Source organism: Sphingobium chungangianum (genome assembly GCF_977014255.1).
This window is the reverse complement of sequence record NZ_CDRNIV010000002.1, coordinates 303,059-320,423: the sequence shown is the minus strand read 5'-3', so window position 1 is coordinate 320,423 and position 17,365 is coordinate 303,059. Positions and strand designations below refer to the sequence as shown.

Genomic DNA, 17,365 nt, shown 5'->3' with positions numbered 1-17,365 from the left:
TAGAACGGCGAAAGGAACTAAAATGGCAGCAACTGGAAAGCTGGTCCTGGTGACGGGCGCGACAGGCAATATGGGCAGAGCCGTTGTCCATGCACTTTCGCAAATGCCCGCATTGACCGTCCGCGTACTCGTGCGTCCAGAAGAGAAATCTCATCCCGTTATTCGCCGCCTGCAAAAGCAGCATAGCGTGGATTTTGCATGGGGCGACCTCACCGACGCCGCCTCCGTGGACCGGGCAGTCGCTGGCGTGGACATGGTCCTGCACATGGGCGCTCTCGTGTCCCCTCTCGCCGACGAACTCCCGCCCGCTGTCGTTGAAAAGGTGAATGTCGGCGGTACGCAAAATGTCGTGAACGCCATCCGAAGCCAGCCCAATGCTGATCAGATCCGCCTTGTCTACATCGGCACGGTGGCACAGACCGGCAGCCGCAATCCTCCAGTCCATTGGGGACGTACCGGCGATCCGATCTGCATCGGCTATAACGGGCATTATGCTGGCACCAAGGCCCGTGCAGAGGCGATCGTAGCCGAGTCCGGCCTTAAATATTGGGTCTCGATCCGCCAGACCGGTATGGCCCATTACGACATGTGGAAGACCCAGGGGCCGATCATGTTCCATAACCCTCCTAACGGAGTCATGGAGTGGTCAACCGTGGAGGACTCGGCGCGCTTGATGGCAGCGTTGTGCAGCGATGACGTTCCAGAGAATTTCTGGCGTCACTTCTATAATATTGGCGGCGGAGAATCCGCGCGGCTCGTCAACCATCAGTTGATGGTCAAGATGATGGCCGCCATGGGCGTCAAGGATTTCCGGCGCATTCTCAATCCAAAATGGCTGGCAACGCGAAATTTCCATGGACAGTGGTATCTCGATTCCGATCGTTTGGAAGAGCTCGTGCCCTATCGGCGTTTTTCGATCGACGACTTTTTCACCGAACTACCCCGTCGCATTCCCTGGGTGGTCCGCACCATAATGCGCTTGTTCCCAGGCCTTGCCCGCAAGCAGATTCGTGCGGTTGCGGAGGGTTCTGGGGGGCCTGCCAGCTGGATCCGCACCAATGACAGGGAGCATATCAACGCCTATTTCGGATCGCGCGAGGCATGGGAAAAAATTCCCGATGACTGGGATGACTTCCCATTGGCGCAGCCTTCGCAAGACCCGATAGCGCTCGATCATGGCTATGACGATTCCAAGCCGAAGAACGAATGGGCAGCCGAGGATCTTCGCGGCGCCGCTGACTTCCGCGGGGCCAAATGCCATGCAAGCAAGGTTGATGACCCATTCTCTCCCGTAGATTGGGAATGCAGTCTTGGCCACCGCTTCACCATGTCGCCCAACCTCTATCTGGCGGGCGGCCATTGGTGTCCCACCTGCCAGACCGATATCGGCAGTTATCCGCTAGTTGCCGCGTCGAATCCATTTTTCGCTCAAATCTGGCCGGGACCATCCGCTCAGACAACGGCTGCAAACACGCCCGCCCATCTCGACTGAAAGACCCCATGAAGAAAAATCTTCTTCTTTTCGCGGCCCTCACCGCTCTCTCTGCAACCTCTTTGGCGGCAATCCCTGCGCGCAAGAACGCGCCCGCTGTCGCACCGCGCTACAGTAGCTCGAGTACGCCCATCGGCACGCTGCTGGATGATCCTCGCACACGCGCAATCGTGGACAGGCATATCCCCAACACATCGACCGACAGCAGGATCTTCCTCGCACGCGGCCTAACGCTGAAAGGAATCCAGCGCTTCTCCCAGGGCAAGATCAGCGACAGGCAGCTGGCTGCAATTGATAAGGATCTCGCCAAATTTAGATAACGGGTCGATTTCAGCATCTCATTGCCATGGCGATGCTCCTATATCAGAAGGCACTGATGACCCGTCGAACCGCCACTCCAGCAAAGCTTGCCCTCAAGAGAGGGCGTCCCTCGTCAACGGAGGTGGCGCTGATCGAGCAAGCCATTCTTGGCACCGCCCGAGGCATGTTTCTGGTCGATGGGTTCGATGGCGTTTCTATGGAGAAGATTGCCGCGGCGACCGGCATAACCCGCACCACACTTTACGCCCGCTACGCGACCAAGGCGGATCTTTTCCGTGCGGTCGTGAGGGAAACGCTGGCCCGCTGGTATGCGGTTTCCCGAGTCAAATCCACCCATGGCGTTACCGATCTGAGAGAGGTTCTGCACCTACGCGTTGCCGACATGGCGTCTCTGTTGGTCGATCCCCTCTTTCGCGGACTTCATTCGTTAATTCTTCTCAATCGCCATCGCTTTCCAGATCTCGCGCCACTGATGCACGAACTGGGTTATCTCAACGCAGTTCGGCTGCTGGCGGAGGATATTCGCGCCGCTGCGCACAGGGACGCGATCCCCGTGGAGCGACCAGAGGCGGTCGCCGAGCACATTCTCACATCGGTATATGGCTGGTTTTTACAGTATGACCTCGTTCGCAAGCTCTCCGCAAAAGATATCGAGACACATGGGAAGAAGATAGTGGATCTCATATTGTTCGCCCGCGAACAATGGTGATCCCGTCCCTCTGACTGGTTCGAACTGCTTCCATGTTACAGGCGTTTTGGTCCTATTCGCGTTAAAGGCCTTTATGGCAACGCGAGCCCTCCATCCTCACTATTAAGCCGCGGCGTATCGGCAGCAGCGGCGCTCACGTAAAGCAGCACGAAAACACGATCAGAGCGCAGCATATGCTCTCCCCTGGAGGAGTGCTTGTCACTCGTTCCTAAGGCAAATTTGAAAAGGCACGCGGCGGCCAAGGTCTTCCCCATGGCTCAAAAAGTAAACAATAACGTTGCATTTAATAGAGCTAAGATCCATGGTCGGCTCATCAATTTCGGGGAAATTGCCCGTCAGGATGGGCTTGGCTTGCGAGTGGTGAAAATCTATGGATGACAAGATGTGGACGCGCCGTGAATTCTCCGCGATGGGGGGCGCGATGGGCGTGGCGGCTCTGACTTCTCCGGCCTGGGCCGCACGTCCGACAATTTCATCGATATCGATATCCGAAAAGACGCCGGTCCTCTCGATCATATTTGGTCGCGCTGCATGGGCTCAGATCGTGCTGCCATCACTCTTCGGGAGCCATGGCGCAAGGACTTGGCGCGGTTCAAGAATGAGGCCGGTCTGCAACGCATCCGTTTTCACGGCATCTTCAATGACGAGATGGGGGTCGGAGCAAATGGTAATTTCCAGAACGTCGATGCCGTATATGATGGCCTGCTAGAACGTGGCGTCCAGCCGTTCGTCGAACTCAGTTTCATGCCCCGCTCGTTGGCAAGCGGAGCGAAGGAATTTGGCTTTTACCGCGCCAATGTAACTCCACCCTCATCGTTGGACAAATGGGCGGAACTCGTCGGGAAGTTCGTCCGCCATCTCGTTCAGCGCTATGGCGCCGAGGAAGTGCGACAATGGTATTTTGAGGTCTGGAACGAACCAAATCTGAAATCCTGGTTTTGGACTGGAACGCAGGAGGAATATTTCGCGCTTTATAAGGCAGCTGCTCAGGCAGTGAAGGCGGTCGATCCTTCTTTGAAGGTGGGGGGGCCTGCAACATCGGCAATACAGTGGATTCCGCAGTTCCTCCAATTCTGTGCACAGAATAATCTGCCGGTCGATTTCGTTTCGACCCATGTCTATCCCGGAGACGATCAGGCCGTGATTTTCGGGAAAGCAGGTCTGCATAAGGAGTATGATGTGGTGCCTGCCGCAGCCGCGCTGGCCCGGAAACAGATCGATGCCACCCGCTATAAGGGGACGGCATTGTGGATCAATGAATGGTCATCCGATAGCCCGGCCATGATCGCCCACGCCATCAAAGAGAGCCTCCCCCACTGCCAGGCTATGTGCCAGTGGCAGATCAGCGGCGAGTATGAAGAGAATATGGTTGCCAACTGGATCTTCAAGGAAGGTCAGAACGGTTGGGGCATGCTCGCCCGGGGGAGCGTGGCCAAGCCGGAATTCAACACTTACAAGCTGCTACATCGGCTTGGCGACCGCAGATTGGCCGCGAAGGGTCCTGCGCTGGCGTCGCGCACGCGGGACGGCGGGTGCGCGGCTTTGGTCTGGAACCTCGCAGACGTCCAGCAGGCCCCGGGCATCCCAGGCGCCAGCAGGGAGCGCCGGATCATCGGCGACCGCAAGACGCTAACCGTTCGGCTGCAGGGCGCCGCTGCCGCCCAAGCCGTCCAGGTCAGCTATGTCGATCAGGAGCGCGGATCTCCTTATCCAGCTTGGCGCGCCATGGGATCGCCGCAATATCCCACCCGCGAGCAGTTAGATACCATTCGCAGGGCAGCGGAACTGGCGGCCCCTGAAAGGATGACGCTAGATGAGCATGCTCAGCTTACGCTCGACTTGCCGCCGGAGGGTGTAGCACTTATCGAGCTTGTCTGAGAGCCTAGGGCATCTGACGCTCCAGCCGTACTGGGCCTATCAACCCCGATGGCGGCACTGGCGTAGAGGCGGTGTAGGGTGTGGCGCCGAAGGGCGTTCCGCCCGGCCCTACTGTGTCGAACACGCTACGCGGCTGCTTGATGCCTAGGCTTGCCGCGTCCTCATGCGTGAAGGCGATCCGTTTCGTCACGCCGGCTTGACGGTCACCAACGACGCGATTGACCCACAAGTTGCTGACCCGAACCTCAATCTTGTTGCGCCCGGTCTTCAGCAGGTTGGTAACATCAACGCGGTATGGCGCCGTCCACACAATGCCCGCCGAACGGCCGTTGACCAGCACTTCGGCGACCACCTCAACCGTGCCGAGATCGAGTTGCAAGCGCCCGCCATCCTGCATCCAGGACCGCGGCACCCGGAGCGTCCGGCTATAGTTGGCAGTGCCGGAAAAATACTTCACCCCAGGGTCAACGTCCTTGCTCAGGTCGCGCAACCGGCCGAGTTCGAGCTTTGCCGGTGCGCCTCGGTCGGGCGGGAACGCGATCGACCATTTATCAGACACATCAGCCAGTGGCTGAACGGTTGGGACTGGAAGCTGCTGGCTTTCCGGACCACCGTTGCGGAACATCACAAAGGTTGAGCCGAAGGGGGCAAGCGGGATATCGACCAGAGTGCGGCCCTTCTCATACCGATAGCTTGCAGGTCGTGCCTGGCCGCTTACAGGATCCCAAATCTCTGCGGTCTTGCCCGTCACCCGGAAGGCGGCGACCACCGTCTGCGCTTTGTTGTGACTATTCGAGACGAAATAGATGTCGCGGTCCGATGTCTGGCGATGCCTGAAACGGATTGCGCCGTCCGCCTGTCCGCCCACGATTTCGAAATCGGCCGTTACCCCTTCCGCTGCCAACGGAGCGGCAAGGCTATTCGTTGCGTAAACCTTACCTGCCCCTACCGTGTGAGCGCCAGATGCCATCGGCCAAAGCTCAGTTATGATGGCGCGGACCTGCTCCGGGTCGTCGCTGAGGCTTGGTGAGCCCTGGGGCCTGTCACCCACGAGGATCGCGCCGTCATGGACAAGAGAGCGCAGGCGTTCGAGCGTTGGCAAGGTGAGCCACCGCGTTTGGCCACTCATGTAAAGAAGCCGCCAGGACATGTCGTCCGGCGTAACGAGACGTCCGTCCTTCACCGCGAGGCGAGTTTTGAGCGCATCGGCGTTCACATAATCATATTGCAACCCGTCCGGCACGGCAGGTGGATTTTCGCCGAAAAGCCCGGTGATCGAGGCGCCCTCGCCGTAGAAGATCGCCACGTCGTTCACCGCATGCCCCTGTTGCAACAGGTACGAGGCGCGACCGAGATAGCTGATCCAGGGGCCTGCCTGTTCCGCCCAAGTGTCGTTGCGGTTGAACCAGTGGCCGAAGGGACCGAGCACCAGCCCAGGCGCCTTGCCGATCAGTGGCTGATGCACCGAACTGTGCAGGATGAACCGGTTGATGCCCGCAACCATCATCAGGTCGGCGTCCGGCTTCAACATACGCGGCGCGATCGACCAGGGCGAGCCGCTGGCGGTCAGCGCTTCTGCGGCGACGATGTTCTGGCCCCAAATATTGGCGACGGAAGCGGATTCGCGGATGTCGGCGAAAGGGCCAGGCTGGAAGACGCCGGGCGTCCGCTTGTGCCAGAATGCCGCCATCGGCACGTCCGCCGACGCCTTCATCTCCATCCCGTCACCCATGGCGGCGGGGCGGCCTTCATGCGATTCGCCGTAGCGGATCATGCCGACCTTGTGCAGTTCGGCAGTCAGGGTGTCGTAATGCTCGGTCTTCAGCAGGTCCTGCAGCGTGCGGCGGAAATCCCACAGGAAACGGTCGCTCGCCTCGGCGCTGTCCACCACATAGCCTGCCAGCACCGGCAGAAACGGCGTGGCGTCGTAGCCGCGCAGGCGCTGGAATTTTTCCAGAATGGCGGGCGTCCAATTCGCTTCCCCCGCTTCCCAGCTGTCGAAGATCATGTTGGTGACGCCGCCAGCGCCCAGCCGCCCGCCGCTCGCCTGGCGATAGCGGTCAAGATATTGGGTAATGTAGCTGGTCACGTCCGCGCCGCTGAGCTTGTCCACCTCCAGCCCGGAACCGGAAGGCTGAGCTGGAGCGTTGCGTTGGCCGGTCAGGGAGTAGCCGATGCGCAGGATGGTCCATTCACCCATTGGCGGAGTCCAGTCCAAGGTGCCGTCGGGGCGCATGCGGGATGTGAGGTCGATGACCTCCCGCCCGCGGATCGCGCCCTGCCCGCCCGGTGTGGCCAGGGAGTAATAGTCGGACGACAGCGCGAAACCGGCCTTGGTTTCCCATGCGTTGACCATCGGGGCACCGCGCAGAACCAGCTCCGATACCAGCAGCTTGCCGCCGGGAGGCCCCGCCATGCTCGCGCCGCCAATCTTGGCTTTGGGACCCGCCCCTGCCGGAACCAGTACCCGGAACCAGCGCGCGGTCGTCGTCGGCACGGTAGCGGTCCGTTGCGGGCCTGCCGTTTCGATCATCCCGACCTGATTCCAGCTGCGGCCGTCATTGCTTGCTTCCAGCCGTGCACCCGACCCAAGGCCCGCACCGCCGCGACCTCCGAAATGGGCGTAGCCGCCGGTTGCGGTCGTGACCGCACGGACGGTGACGGCGCGACCATAGTCAAATCGCAGCCAGGCATCGCCATCGGGGCCGGGGGTCAACTCCGTGCTTTTCACGACATCGCCGTCGCTCAACATCTGCGCGGTGAAGTTGCCACCGCTGGCGCTGACCGTGGGGGTCGGCAGCTTCGCGCCATTGGACGTGCGGAACGCCACCAGTTTCGCATCGCGGTAGAACGTCTTTACGCCAAGCCCGCTGGCATTGTTCTGAAACAGTCCTGCGGAACCCGGCGGTTGGACGAGCTGGCCGGTGAAGCGTCGTCCCCCGATGACCGGGGTCTCGCTCCACACATATTTCTTCATGCCCTGTTCGGGTTTGACCCAAGGGCCGCCGCTCTCGCTCCAACCGGGCGAACCGGCGATCCCGATGTCGAAGCCTTTGCGAATGCTTCGCTCCACGGCTTCGCCGAACATCGCCTTCCAGCCATCGCTCATGTAGGGAAGCGGCGTTTCCACCACGCGCGGGGCGCCCAAGTCCACGTCGAAAGCCTGATACCCGCCCAGGCCGATGCGCTCCATCCAGTCGAGGTCGGCGGCGATGCCCGCGGAACTGATCTGCCCGCTGTTCCAGTGCCACCACACTCTGGGCTTGGCCGCTAGCGGCGGAGCGCGGAAACCATCAAGCAAGGTGTCCGACGCCAAGGCCGCGTGAGATGTGGTGAAATACAGTGCCGCAGCGCAGGCAAGCTTCAACGCCTTTGAATTTGCCATCTTATTCTCCCTGCATCCTTAGCCCCGCACGCTCGCATTACTGCGCTGCCTCGCCAGATTTTTCCAGAAGCAGGCCATACTCCACCGTCGGATTAATGCAACGTATCTGTATACTTATTTGCCAGCCTGGCCTATGTCACCGGGTATCTGACGCATCAGTGGGGTAGTCTTGTGGGAAGTTCGGCACGAAACGGGGCGGTATGTAAGGCTCTGCACTGGGTAACGGCGAGCCTGTCCGTCATGGCGTTGGTCCCGTTCGTCCCGGCAGAGGCAGCAGGCAGGTCGCGCATGGCGACCTATGCAAATCCTATTGATCTACCCTATCGTTACCAGACGCCCGTCAAGATTCCGCAAATCCAGCTCAAGCTCGGCGAAGCCTATCGGGAAGCGGCCGATCCCACGATCATCACATATAAAGGCCTGTACTACCTCTTCGCGTCGCATTCGAAGGGCTATTGGCATTCGCCAGACCTCCAGCACTGGACTTTCGTGGAAGCGAGCGGCTACGCCGTGGACAAGTTCGCTCCGACCGTCGTCGTGATCCGGGGCCGGATGTATTTGGCCACAAGCGAAAGTACGCGCCGCATCTGGACGACCGACGATCCAAAGTCCGGGCGCTGGTATGAAGCCGCGGTCATCGAACAGCGTTATGAGGATCCGGACATGTTCCTCGACGATGATGGCCGCCTGTACATGTACAGCGGTCTGGCATCGAAAGGTCCGCTCCGCGTGGATGAACTCGACACCACCACCTTCCGCGTGATCAGAACCGCGCAGATATCGCAGTCCCGTGACAAGGATGGTCGCGGGTGGGAGGTGCCGGGCGACAATAATGAAAAGCCCGGCGCGCCATCCTTCGTCGAAGGATCGTGGATGACCAAGCATGACGGTCGCTATTATCTGGAATATTCCGCGCCAGGCACCGAGTTCAAGACCTATGCTAACGGCGTCCTCGTTGCGGACGATCCGATGGGGCCATTCGTCTATCAGGATTACAGCCCCTTCGCTGTAAAGCCCACCGGCTTCATTACCGGCGCGGGGCATGGCAACACCTTCAAGGATGCGACGGGACGGTGGTGGCACGCAGGCACCATGACTATCTCGCAGCGCCATATTTTCGAACGGCGGCTGGGACTGTTCCCGGCCCGTTTTACACGGACGGGCGAAGTTCTGTCGGATACCTATCTGGGGGATTATCCGCGTTACTTCAGCGGCAATCGTGACCTGACGGGATGGATGCTTCTGTCGCGCGGCAAGGCTGCCACCGCGTCCTCCACACTGGACGGTTTTCCGGTTGAAAACGCCGTCGATGAGGATTCGAGGACATTGTGGTCGGCGCGATCGGGCGGTGAAGAATGGTTCCAGATCGATCTGGGATCGAAAAAGCGCATCGAAGCGATTCAGATCAACTTTGCCGATCAGGGCAGCCAGGGCCGCGGGATCAGCCGGGATAGCTACCGCTATGTGCTGGAACTGTCGGATGATGGCCAACGCTGGCGCACAGCTATCGACCACGCCCACGATGGGCGTGACGCGCCGCATGACTATCAGGTGCTGCCCCAAGCGCAGAACGCCCGTTTCGTGCGGCTGCGCAATGTACAGGCGCCGGACGGCGGCAACTTCTCTCTCTACGACCTGCGCGTGTTCGGTAAAGGAACAGGCCGACGCCCTGGGCGCGTATCCGCGGTGAAGGCGAGCCGAAGCGCAGCGGACCCCCGGCGCGTGACGGTTACTTGGCAGGCGGCCCCCGGCGCCGAATTTCATATCGTTCGCGTCGGGCGTCGCCCCGATCTGATGAACCAAAATTTTCAGGTCTACGACGGGTTGACGTCGCTGGAGATTGGCAGCCTGAACCTTGGGAAGGGTTATTGCGTCGCCGTCGACGCGGTAAACGAAGTCGGCATTGCGCGCTCGATCTCTACTCGCTGTTTCGACTGACGTTACTGCGCGATGCAGGCGCTGCAGCAACCTGTAGCCAGCGGGGATCGGAAACGCATAATCTGGTCGCCGATTGGATCGCGTGGACGAACGGAATTCTACGTTCGCCGGACCTCTGCCGATCCAACTATGCCGGTTTAGCAGCACGGCTTGGACGATCGCTTGTGGCCGTCAAGACCTTCAAATCGAGCAAGCCATTTGTCCAATCGCATGCGTCTGGACTTGTAACGGTGGTCATCTTCTGGCTCAATCAGTGAGTCCTTCTCTGATTGGGGCCTTTGGGTCAAGCTGCATCCTCAGTATCGTGACCGCTCCCATGGATCACTTGCTTCTCTCCGCGATCGACGCTTGGTCGCCGCATAATGGGGTTAGAAGAACGAGGCGCTTCAATCTGAGCCTCGACCTTCAGACATGCTGAGGTTCTGGACTCACTGCGAAGTCGGCTCGCCCATCGTCCCCATGGGAACGATCGCTTCCCACCCGGCTTGGGCGGAAACTGATTTATCTCCTCACACAGCCGCGACCGCCGACGCTTTACCCCAGCGGAAGTCGGTTTGATCGGTCCACATGCGATGTAAAATGACGGCGAGCTTTCGTGCGACGGCGACGCGTGCCTTTGCCAATCCGCGGCGTTGCGCGATGCGCATGCCCCACGCTTTCAGTGTCGACCATTTCGTGCAGCGCGTCAGCAATGTATGCGCGGCTTCGTAGAGAGCGGTGCGAGCGAGTTCGTCCCCACATCGACTTATGCGGCCCTGAATGTCCGTTTCGCCTGATTGGTAGCGGCGCGGCGTAAGACCGAAATGCGCCCCGACGTCGCGTGACCGCCGGAAGCGTTCAGGCTGATCAACCGTCGCGCGAAAAGTCAGCGCAGTAAGCGGTCCAACTCCAGGTACCGTCATCAGCCGGCGACAGACAGGTTCGACACGAACGGCATCCAGAACCCGCTTTGTCAGACGTGCAAGTTCAATGGCCATCGTCGCTAGGATAGCCAGTAATGGTTCGACAATGTCTGTGATGCCAGCATCCGCCGAGGCGAGCTCTCTGGCGCGCGGTGCGAACATTTTCCGACCAGGCGTGCCGAGCTTTAGCCCTGCCTCGCGTAAGACCGCACGGACCTCGTTCTCAATGTCGCGCTGCTTGTTCAGCACCATCCGCCGAGCACCAAGCAGCGCGCGGGCAGAGCGGCACGGCGGGCTCTTCACATGTACTGCCCGATACCATCCTGTGCGGATGATTTGAGCCAGGCCGCGAGCATCATTACGATCACTCTTATTGGGCATTGCGCCCATTGCGGCCTTAGCCGCGCGAGTTTCGATACACAGCACCGGAAGCCCGGCTCGGGCCATCCCCTGATGCAGCCAGGATGCCAGTGAACAGGCCTCAAGACCAATACGCTCGATCGGTAAGTCGAGTGCGGCGAAGGCATCGATTAAGGCAGCGGGGTCGCTCGACGCGCGAAGTTCGCGTTCGATCTTGCCTACCTCATCGACGATACAGATCGCTGTCTCTTCCAACGAAACATCCAGTCCGGCATAGTAGCGCATGGTTGCTCCTCCTTATGGTTGTGGCCGCTCAACACGGACCACGTCTTACCATTTTGCGAGGAGCAGCCACCCAAGCGATTCAGGGTCGGCCCCAATCACCCCATCTGATCTTAATAAAGCAGTCTGGCAGTAGACACCCTATTTCTCACGTTCCGCCTTCTGCCGGGTGACCCGCGCGCCTTCAAGGAACAGGTCCACGGCATCAACGGCCCAGTCGCGCCGCTCCTGGCTATCAAGACCGCCCTCCCCCAGGGTCGCAGCACGAAGGGGGGTGCCGAGGACCATATCCTGGAGCATCAGCATGGCCCGTCGCGGGTCACTGCAGGCAAGTTCCCCAGCGCTCACGGCGTCGGCAATCAGCACGAACATCATTTCGCGTCCGGGAAAGCTGGCATCGTTGTCGGCCAGACGGGCGAGTTCGGGAAAACGCTTTGCCTCCCCCATGATGATCGCGGTCATCATCACCATCTTCGGGTCGAGCATCGCATCCAGCGCCTGTATGGCTACCGCGATCAGGCTGTTGCGCAGTGACAATCCTTTTGGAGCGGGCGTCGAGAAACGTTCGCGTAGCAATGCGTCGCTGACTGCGATGAACAATCGTTCCTTACTGCCAAAGCGCGCATGGACCGTTTGCTTGCTCGTTCCTGCCGCCGCCGCGATTGCCGCGATACTGGTCTTGCTAAAGCCCTGCTTGAGGAACGCAGCCTCAGCGGCGGCGAGGATCGCCTTGGTCAAACGCGCCGCCTCTGCGATGCCGGGTCGGCCTCCCCTGCGAGCTGTGGGCTTTATGCCCGGCAAAGCTGAATTTGACCGGCTCATCTGATCGCCAATGGCATAAATAACGCGGGCCGGTAAAGCGGGCATGTCGCCCCGGACATGGGCAACTGGTGATTTACTTGACCATCGGACAAGTTTATCTTTATGACCATGTTTGACTGTCATCACCAATCAGGTGCGGCAGCGCCCAGAGGATGGAGGCGACAGATGGCAAGCCCGATGAACCCCGAAGCGGCCGGATTTATCCCGCCGGACCCTTGGGGGCTTCGCGCGCCCGCGCCGGTGCCGACGTCCGGCGGCGCGATCACCGATTGGGGACTTGCCATTGATGCCCCCCTCCAGATCGACGAACCCGACACGCATGCGTGGCAGGGCGAAGCCGATATGATTGTTGTCGGGCTGGGCGGAGCTGGAGTTGCGGCCGCGTTGGAAGGCCTTGAGCAGGGCCTCTCCGTAATCGCGCTCGACCTGTATGAGGGCGGCGGTTCGACCGCGGCCAATGGTGGTGTCTATTACGCTGGCGGTGGCACGTCCATACAGCAGGAGGCGGGCGTCGAGGACGACGCAAAGCTTATGGAGGATTATCTCCGGTTCGAGGTCGGCAACGTCGTCGCGCCCGATACGCTGCGCGATTTTTGCGAGACAAGCGCCGACACATTCGAGTGGCTGCGCCGACATGGCGCGCCGTTCAGCGCCGCCTTTTATTCTAAAAAGACATCTTATCCACCGCTCGACAAGTTTCTCTACCACCCCGATAGCAGCCTTGCTGGACCGTTCCGCGATTTTACCCGACCGGCGGCGCGCGGGCATCGCACGGTGCATCGCAATGGCAAGAACCCCTTTGGTCTTGGCGTGGGCATTTACGGTCCGCTCAAGGCGGCGGCCCTTGCGCGCGGACTGGACTTCCAGACCCATGCCGACGTACGCCAACTTGCGCTGGACAGGGCGGGCCGCGTCATAGGCGTTCGCGTCGAGCGGCTGGCCGATCCTGCCATACGCGAACGACACTCGAAACTCGTGGCCAAGGCCAACAAATGGCTCTCCATGCTCCCATCGACGCTGCCGGGCGCACAGGTAACAGTATCGATCGGCTACAGGCTCCTCCGCAGGGCGGATGAACTGGCGTCTGCTGCGCGAAGCAGCGTATGGCTGCGTGCCCGCAAGGGCGTGGTGCTGAGTGCAGGCGGCTTTATCTGCAACAAGGCGATGATGCAGCATTTCGCCCCTCATGTCGCAGCGGCACTGCCGAACGGCACGCTCGGTGACAATGGCAGTGGCATCATGCTGGGCGTATCGGCAGGCGGGGAAACCGGGCTGATGGAGCGTGTGTCTGCCTGGCGCTTCCTCTCACCGCCGCAGGCGTGGGGGCGGGCCATGGTCGTCGATGGTGAAGGACGCCGCTATGTGAACGAGACATGGTATGGCGCGCGCATCGGCGACGGGATGGTCGAGCGACATGGCGGGCGCGCCTACATCATCATGGATCGTAAGCTATGGCGGCAGTCGCTCAAGGACGCGTTCGGTGAAGGCGTGCTGACGTTCCAGCGAGATATCACCCTCATCAACGGCCTGTTCGGCGCGAAAAAAGCCGCAACGCCGGAGGCCTTGGCCAAAAAAATGGGCTTTTCACCGGCCCGCTTCGCGGAATCGTTGGCGGCCTATAACAGCGCCGCGCGCGGCGAGAAGCCGGATGCGTTCCACAAGGCGCCCGAGGAAATGGCCGAACTGGCCACAGGCCCGTTCTATGCGGTAGATGCCTCGACCGACGCGCGGCTGTTTCCCTTGTCCTGCATGACGGTGGGCGGTCTGCTGGTGGATGAGGCCAGCGGCGCGGTGAAGGCATTGGCGGGCGGGGTCGTACCGGGGCTGTACGCCGCCGGGCGCACCGCCATCGGTATCTGCTCCAATCTTTATGTGAGCGGACTCAGCTTCGCCGATTGCATATATTCCGGTCGTCGGGCAGCGCGCGCCATCGCCGAAGATCACAGTAGCTAGAGTGACGAGGTGGCTGCGCCTATGCCAGCGCTTGCTCCAGTGATCACCGCAGTTTTGCCGCTCAGGCGTGCCATTCTCGCAACCTTTTCAAAAGTTGTAAAAATGCGCCGGATTGTCCACCAGGATGCGGTTGCGCACCGTTTCGTCGGGCACCCACTCGGCGAGCAGGTCGAGCAGTCCCGATACCGTGGGCATTGGCCGCCATTGCGCGACGTGGGGCCAGTCCGATCCCCAGACGCAGCGGTCGGGCGCGGCGGCGACCAACGCTTGGGCGAAGGGAATGGAATCGCGATAGTTCGGCTGTTCCGACATGCGGAAGGCGTCGGAAATCTTGACCCATCCGCCGTCGGCGACGAGTTGGACCAGCGTCTGGAAACCCGGATGATCGATGCCCGCTGTGTAAGGGATGTGCCCCATATGATCGATGATCCAGGGGCAGCGAAGACGGGCGATGCGCGGGGCGAGATCCATGAGGTTCCGGCCGTCGAGCAGGAGTTGGAGATGCCAGCCCATCTCACAGGCTAGCGCATCGAACCGCTCCAGATCCTTGAAGCCTATTCCTCCGCCGTAGAGCCCCCCGCCATCGCGGATGAAGTCGTTGAGGCGAAGGCCGCGCACTCCCGCTTCATGCGCTTCGGCATAGGCTCGGCCGGGTAGATCGGCGGGCATCACGGCAACGCCACGCAGCCGCTCGCGATGCGCTGACAGGGTCTCACAGAGCAGCCGATTGTCCGTTCCGTGCACGCTGACCTGGATGAGGACGCCCTTGGCAAAGCCGACGGCATCCAGCATCGCCAGATAGGCCTCCGCACTCGCAGGCGGCGGGGTATAGGACCGTTCCGCCGCAAATGGATAGTCGGGCGGCGCGCCGATGACATGGCAATGGGTGTCGATCGCGCCTGCGGGCATCACGAAGCGGGTTGGCGGGCTCTGCTCAGCTGGCGGGCCGGGGCAAGGACGCGGCTGGCTGATATCTGTCATATGGCTGCTCCATCCGTACGGTGGAGATAGTCCGGTCCAAGCTCATCGAGCGAGTTGGTGCCGAGCATCGCCATGTTCCGGTCGATCTCCGCACGGAGCAGCCCGATGGCGTGGCGCACCCCCGCTTCCCCATGAACCGCCGCAGCATAGAGGAAGGGACGGCCGATCAGTACCATGCGCGCACCGAGCGCAATGGCCTTCAATATGTCGCTGCCGCGCCGGAAGCCGCTGTCGATCAGGACGGGCATGTCACCTGCGGCAGCGACGGCAGCGGGCAAGGCGTCGAGCGTGCCGATGGCGCCATCGAGCTGCCGCCCGCCATGGTTCGACAGGATGATCGCGTCGGCGCCAACGCTGCGGGCGAGGCCGACATCTTCGGCGTGAAGCAGCCCCTTTATGACCAGATTGCCGCGCCAGCGATCACGAATATGCCTGATCCCGTCCCAGGTCAGCCGGTCGCGCTGTCCGAAACTGCGCTCGGCATTGCGGGCGATCACGGGGGCGCCACGTGACGCGCTGGAATTTTCGAACGCTGGCATGCCGTGGCGGAGCAGCGTCGGCGCAAATGTGCCGAGCAGCCAGCGGGGATGCAGCAGGCCATCCAGCGCCAGTCGAAGAGAAGGCTTGAGGGGCGTGGAGAACCGTTCGCGGATCAAATTCTCGCGGTTACCCAGAACGGGTACGTCGACGGAAATGACGAGCGTTCCGAAACCCGCAGCGGCTACGCGGTCGACCACGCCATCGATCCAGTCCCGATCGGCAGGCAGATAGGCCTGGAACCAGCAAGAGGGCGAGACGGCGCGCACCTCCTCCAGCCGGATAAGCGACGTCGCGCTGAGCAGCATCGGCACATTTTCGGCATGCGCAGCCCGTGCGAGCGCGATGTCGCCGCGCATGGCGACCAGCGCGGACAGCCCCATCGGCGCTATGCCGAACGGGGAAGACCAGTTCTCACCGAACAAGGAGGCGTGCTGGCTGCGGCCCGCCATGTCCCGCAAAGCGCGCGGGACGAAAGTGACGCGGCGCATCGCTTCCCGATTGGCCGATACGGTCAGATTATCCTCACATGCCCCCGCGACATAGCCGAACAACGGGCGTGGCAGATGCGCGTACGCAAGGGCTTCATAGTCGCCAAGCGAAAGGACGCGTGCTGCCTTTCGCTTCATCCGGGCCGATGGCTCGGCTTGCCGCCTATTCAACCCTGATCCTCCCCATATTCTCATGTTCCTGCGTCGCGGCAAAATAGCTCCACAGTGGCGTTCATAGTCATAGAACAGCTATCGCCACCTATGCCGGATCGATATGTCCGAACCGCGCTGGCACCAGAAAATCAATATTGCAGCTGCGCCTTCCAGACGCCGCTATCCACCAGATGCTTGATCTCTTCTCGCACCAGCCGAACGATGATCCGCGTTGAACGGGTCAACTGCTCCTCTCGGGGCATGCCGAGCACCAGCTGGCGAACAACGGGCGGATTACCGATCGGTGCGTAGCGCAGGATGCCAGCGTCGACTTCCCGGTTCAAGGATGAGAGCGGCAACACAGTGTAGCCGAGACCAAACTCAACAAGCTCTTTGAGCACCAGGAACGAGTCTGCTTCAAATCGAACATTGAGTGGCACGCCGACCTTGCGCGCCGCGGCCTCCACGATCAGGCGAAGGCCGTGCGACTGGCTAGGCAGCACGATGGGGAGCTTGACGAGTTCCTGTACAGGGATTCGCGTCGCGGGATCGAGGTCGGAGGAAGACGGGCCTACGAGCACCAGCTCCTCGTAAAGCATTTCCGCGACGTTCATCTGGAAATCGGAAGCCGGGCCGTAAAGCAGCGCGACGTCGATCTCCCCCCTTTGCAGCCAGTCGATGAGGTGCCCTGCATAGCCCTCGACGATCCGCAGCGAGATGTTGGGCGCCTGCTCCGCGACGCGGCGGGCAAGCCGCCCGGCCAGAATATAGCTGACCGTAGGCGGAACGCCGAGGGCAATCTGGCCGCCCCCCTCCGCAGAGCGGTTTCGTATGTCATCAAAGGCCTGCCGGACTTGTCGTACTGGCCCTGCGATATGCTGGCGCAATTCCTCACCAGCCGGGGTGAGCTGCATGCCCCTGCGGTGGCGGTAGAAAAGCGGCGTGCCAGCCTCTTCCTCCAGGATGCGCATCTGGCGGCTGAGGGCAGGCTGAGCAATCCGCATCCTGTCAGCTGCCCGGCTGAGTGATCCGAGTTCAGCGATTTTCAGGAAATGTTCAAGCCGCCGGAAGTCCACCTGCTCACACCCTTTTTATCATGCCTAACCGACATAGCTGGACGCGTAGATTGTTCCTATTGGTTTAGCAAATCCCGCAATAGGC

At 61.0% G+C, this 17,365-nt stretch carries 13 protein-coding genes; 6 read left to right on the top strand and 7 right to left on the bottom strand.

Going from position 1 to position 17,365, the window contains the following annotated elements; genetic code table 11:
- Positions 1-22 precede the first annotated feature (22 nt).
- The 3 genes from ACWNC0_RS01620 (at position 23) to ACWNC0_RS01610 (ending at position 2,522) form a co-directional block, all read left to right on the top strand.
- On the top strand, positions 23-1,492 hold the full coding sequence (locus tag ACWNC0_RS01620) for an NAD-dependent epimerase/dehydratase family protein (RefSeq protein WP_449469148.1): 1,470 nt from the start codon (positions 23-25) through the stop codon (positions 1,490-1,492).
- A gap of 8 nt (positions 1,493-1,500) precedes the next feature.
- Positions 1,501-1,812: a hypothetical protein gene (locus tag ACWNC0_RS01615; RefSeq protein ID WP_449469146.1), complete on the top strand. Its 312-nt coding sequence runs from the start codon at positions 1,501-1,503 to the stop codon at positions 1,810-1,812.
- 122 nt (positions 1,813-1,934) lie between these two features.
- Positions 1,935-2,522 (top strand): TetR/AcrR family transcriptional regulator, encoded by a 588-nt coding sequence (locus ACWNC0_RS01610; RefSeq protein ID WP_449469145.1) that lies wholly within the window; start codon positions 1,935-1,937, stop codon positions 2,520-2,522.
- A 198-nt stretch (positions 2,523-2,720) separates the two neighbouring features.
- Here ACWNC0_RS01610 and ACWNC0_RS01605 read toward each other — a convergent pair whose 3' ends face one another.
- The gene (locus tag ACWNC0_RS01605; protein ID WP_449469144.1) at positions 2,721-3,038 is read right to left on the bottom strand and encodes a hypothetical protein; all 318 of its coding nucleotides are present in this window, start codon (positions 3,036-3,038) and stop codon (positions 2,721-2,723) included.
- A gap of 15 nt (positions 3,039-3,053) precedes the next feature.
- On the opposite strand from ACWNC0_RS01605, the gene ACWNC0_RS01600 reads away from it, so the two are divergent.
- Positions 3,054-4,400, top strand: coding sequence for a GH39 family glycosyl hydrolase (locus ACWNC0_RS01600; protein ID WP_449469142.1), 1,347 nt, complete (start codon positions 3,054-3,056; stop codon positions 4,398-4,400).
- Positions 4,401-4,404: 4 nt separating this feature from the next.
- Here ACWNC0_RS01600 and ACWNC0_RS01595 read toward each other — a convergent pair whose 3' ends face one another.
- Positions 4,405-7,785 carry a glycosyl hydrolase gene (locus tag ACWNC0_RS01595; protein WP_449469140.1) on the bottom strand — a complete coding sequence of 1,127 codons (3,381 nt, stop codon included), beginning with the start codon at positions 7,783-7,785 and terminating at the stop codon, positions 4,405-4,407.
- A 288-nt stretch (positions 7,786-8,073) separates the two neighbouring features.
- On the opposite strand from ACWNC0_RS01595, the gene ACWNC0_RS01590 reads away from it, so the two are divergent.
- Positions 8,074-9,723 (top strand): family 43 glycosylhydrolase, encoded by a 1,650-nt coding sequence (locus tag ACWNC0_RS01590; RefSeq protein WP_449469139.1) that lies wholly within the window; start codon positions 8,074-8,076, stop codon positions 9,721-9,723.
- A gap of 509 nt (positions 9,724-10,232) precedes the next feature.
- Here the strand turns inward: ACWNC0_RS01590 and ACWNC0_RS01585 are convergent.
- A complete protein-coding gene (locus ACWNC0_RS01585; protein WP_449469137.1) occupies positions 10,233-11,270 on the bottom strand; it encodes an IS110 family transposase in 1,038 nt (345 codons plus the stop codon).
- A gap of 138 nt (positions 11,271-11,408) precedes the next feature.
- Positions 11,409-12,005: a TetR/AcrR family transcriptional regulator C-terminal domain-containing protein gene (locus tag ACWNC0_RS01580; protein WP_449469135.1), complete on the bottom strand. Its 597-nt coding sequence runs from the start codon at positions 12,003-12,005 to the stop codon at positions 11,409-11,411.
- A gap of 249 nt (positions 12,006-12,254) precedes the next feature.
- Here ACWNC0_RS01580 and ACWNC0_RS01575 point away from each other — a divergent pair, with 249 nt between their 5' ends.
- Positions 12,255-14,042, top strand: a complete 1,788-nt coding sequence (locus ACWNC0_RS01575) for an FAD-binding protein (RefSeq protein WP_449469133.1) — start codon at positions 12,255-12,257, stop codon at positions 14,040-14,042.
- 87 nt (positions 14,043-14,129) lie between these two features.
- On the opposite strand, the gene ACWNC0_RS01570 is transcribed toward ACWNC0_RS01575, so the two are convergent.
- The 3 genes from ACWNC0_RS01570 to ACWNC0_RS01560 form a co-directional block, all read right to left on the bottom strand.
- Positions 14,130-15,023: an amidohydrolase family protein gene (locus tag ACWNC0_RS01570; protein ID WP_449469132.1), complete on the bottom strand. Its 894-nt coding sequence runs from the start codon at positions 15,021-15,023 to the stop codon at positions 14,130-14,132.
- On the bottom strand, positions 15,020-16,222 hold the full coding sequence (locus ACWNC0_RS01565; protein ID WP_449469131.1) for an alpha-hydroxy acid oxidase: 1,203 nt from the start codon (positions 16,220-16,222) through the stop codon (positions 15,020-15,022). The genes ACWNC0_RS01570 and ACWNC0_RS01565 overlap by 4 nt, the downstream gene beginning before the upstream one ends.
- Positions 16,223-16,353: 131 nt before the next feature.
- On the bottom strand, positions 16,354-17,280 hold the full coding sequence (locus tag ACWNC0_RS01560) for a LysR substrate-binding domain-containing protein (protein ID WP_449469129.1): 927 nt from the start codon (positions 17,278-17,280) through the stop codon (positions 16,354-16,356).
- Positions 17,281-17,365 lie beyond the last annotated feature (85 nt).

Coding starts and splice junctions, on each gene's coding strand:
- ACWNC0_RS01620 (WP_449469148.1), top strand. CDS start 23: ATGGCAGCAACTGGAAAGCTGGTCCTGGTGACGGGCGCGACAGGCAAT.
- ACWNC0_RS01615 (WP_449469146.1), top strand. CDS start 1,501: ATGAAGAAAAATCTTCTTCTTTTCGCGGCCCTCACCGCTCTCTCTGCA.
- ACWNC0_RS01605 (WP_449469144.1), bottom strand. CDS start 3,038: ATGATCGAGAGGACCGGCGTCTTTTCGGATATCGATATCGATGAAATT.
- ACWNC0_RS01600 (WP_449469142.1), top strand. CDS start 3,054: ATGGGCTCAGATCGTGCTGCCATCACTCTTCGGGAGCCATGGCGCAAG.
- ACWNC0_RS01595 (WP_449469140.1), bottom strand. CDS start 7,785: ATGGCAAATTCAAAGGCGTTGAAGCTTGCCTGCGCTGCGGCACTGTAT.
- ACWNC0_RS01590 (WP_449469139.1), top strand. CDS start 8,074: ATGGCGACCTATGCAAATCCTATTGATCTACCCTATCGTTACCAGACG.
- ACWNC0_RS01585 (WP_449469137.1), bottom strand. CDS start 11,270: ATGCGCTACTATGCCGGACTGGATGTTTCGTTGGAAGAGACAGCGATC.
- ACWNC0_RS01575 (WP_449469133.1), top strand. CDS start 12,255: ATGGCAAGCCCGATGAACCCCGAAGCGGCCGGATTTATCCCGCCGGAC.
- ACWNC0_RS01570 (WP_449469132.1), bottom strand. CDS start 15,023: ATGACAGATATCAGCCAGCCGCGTCCTTGCCCCGGCCCGCCAGCTGAG.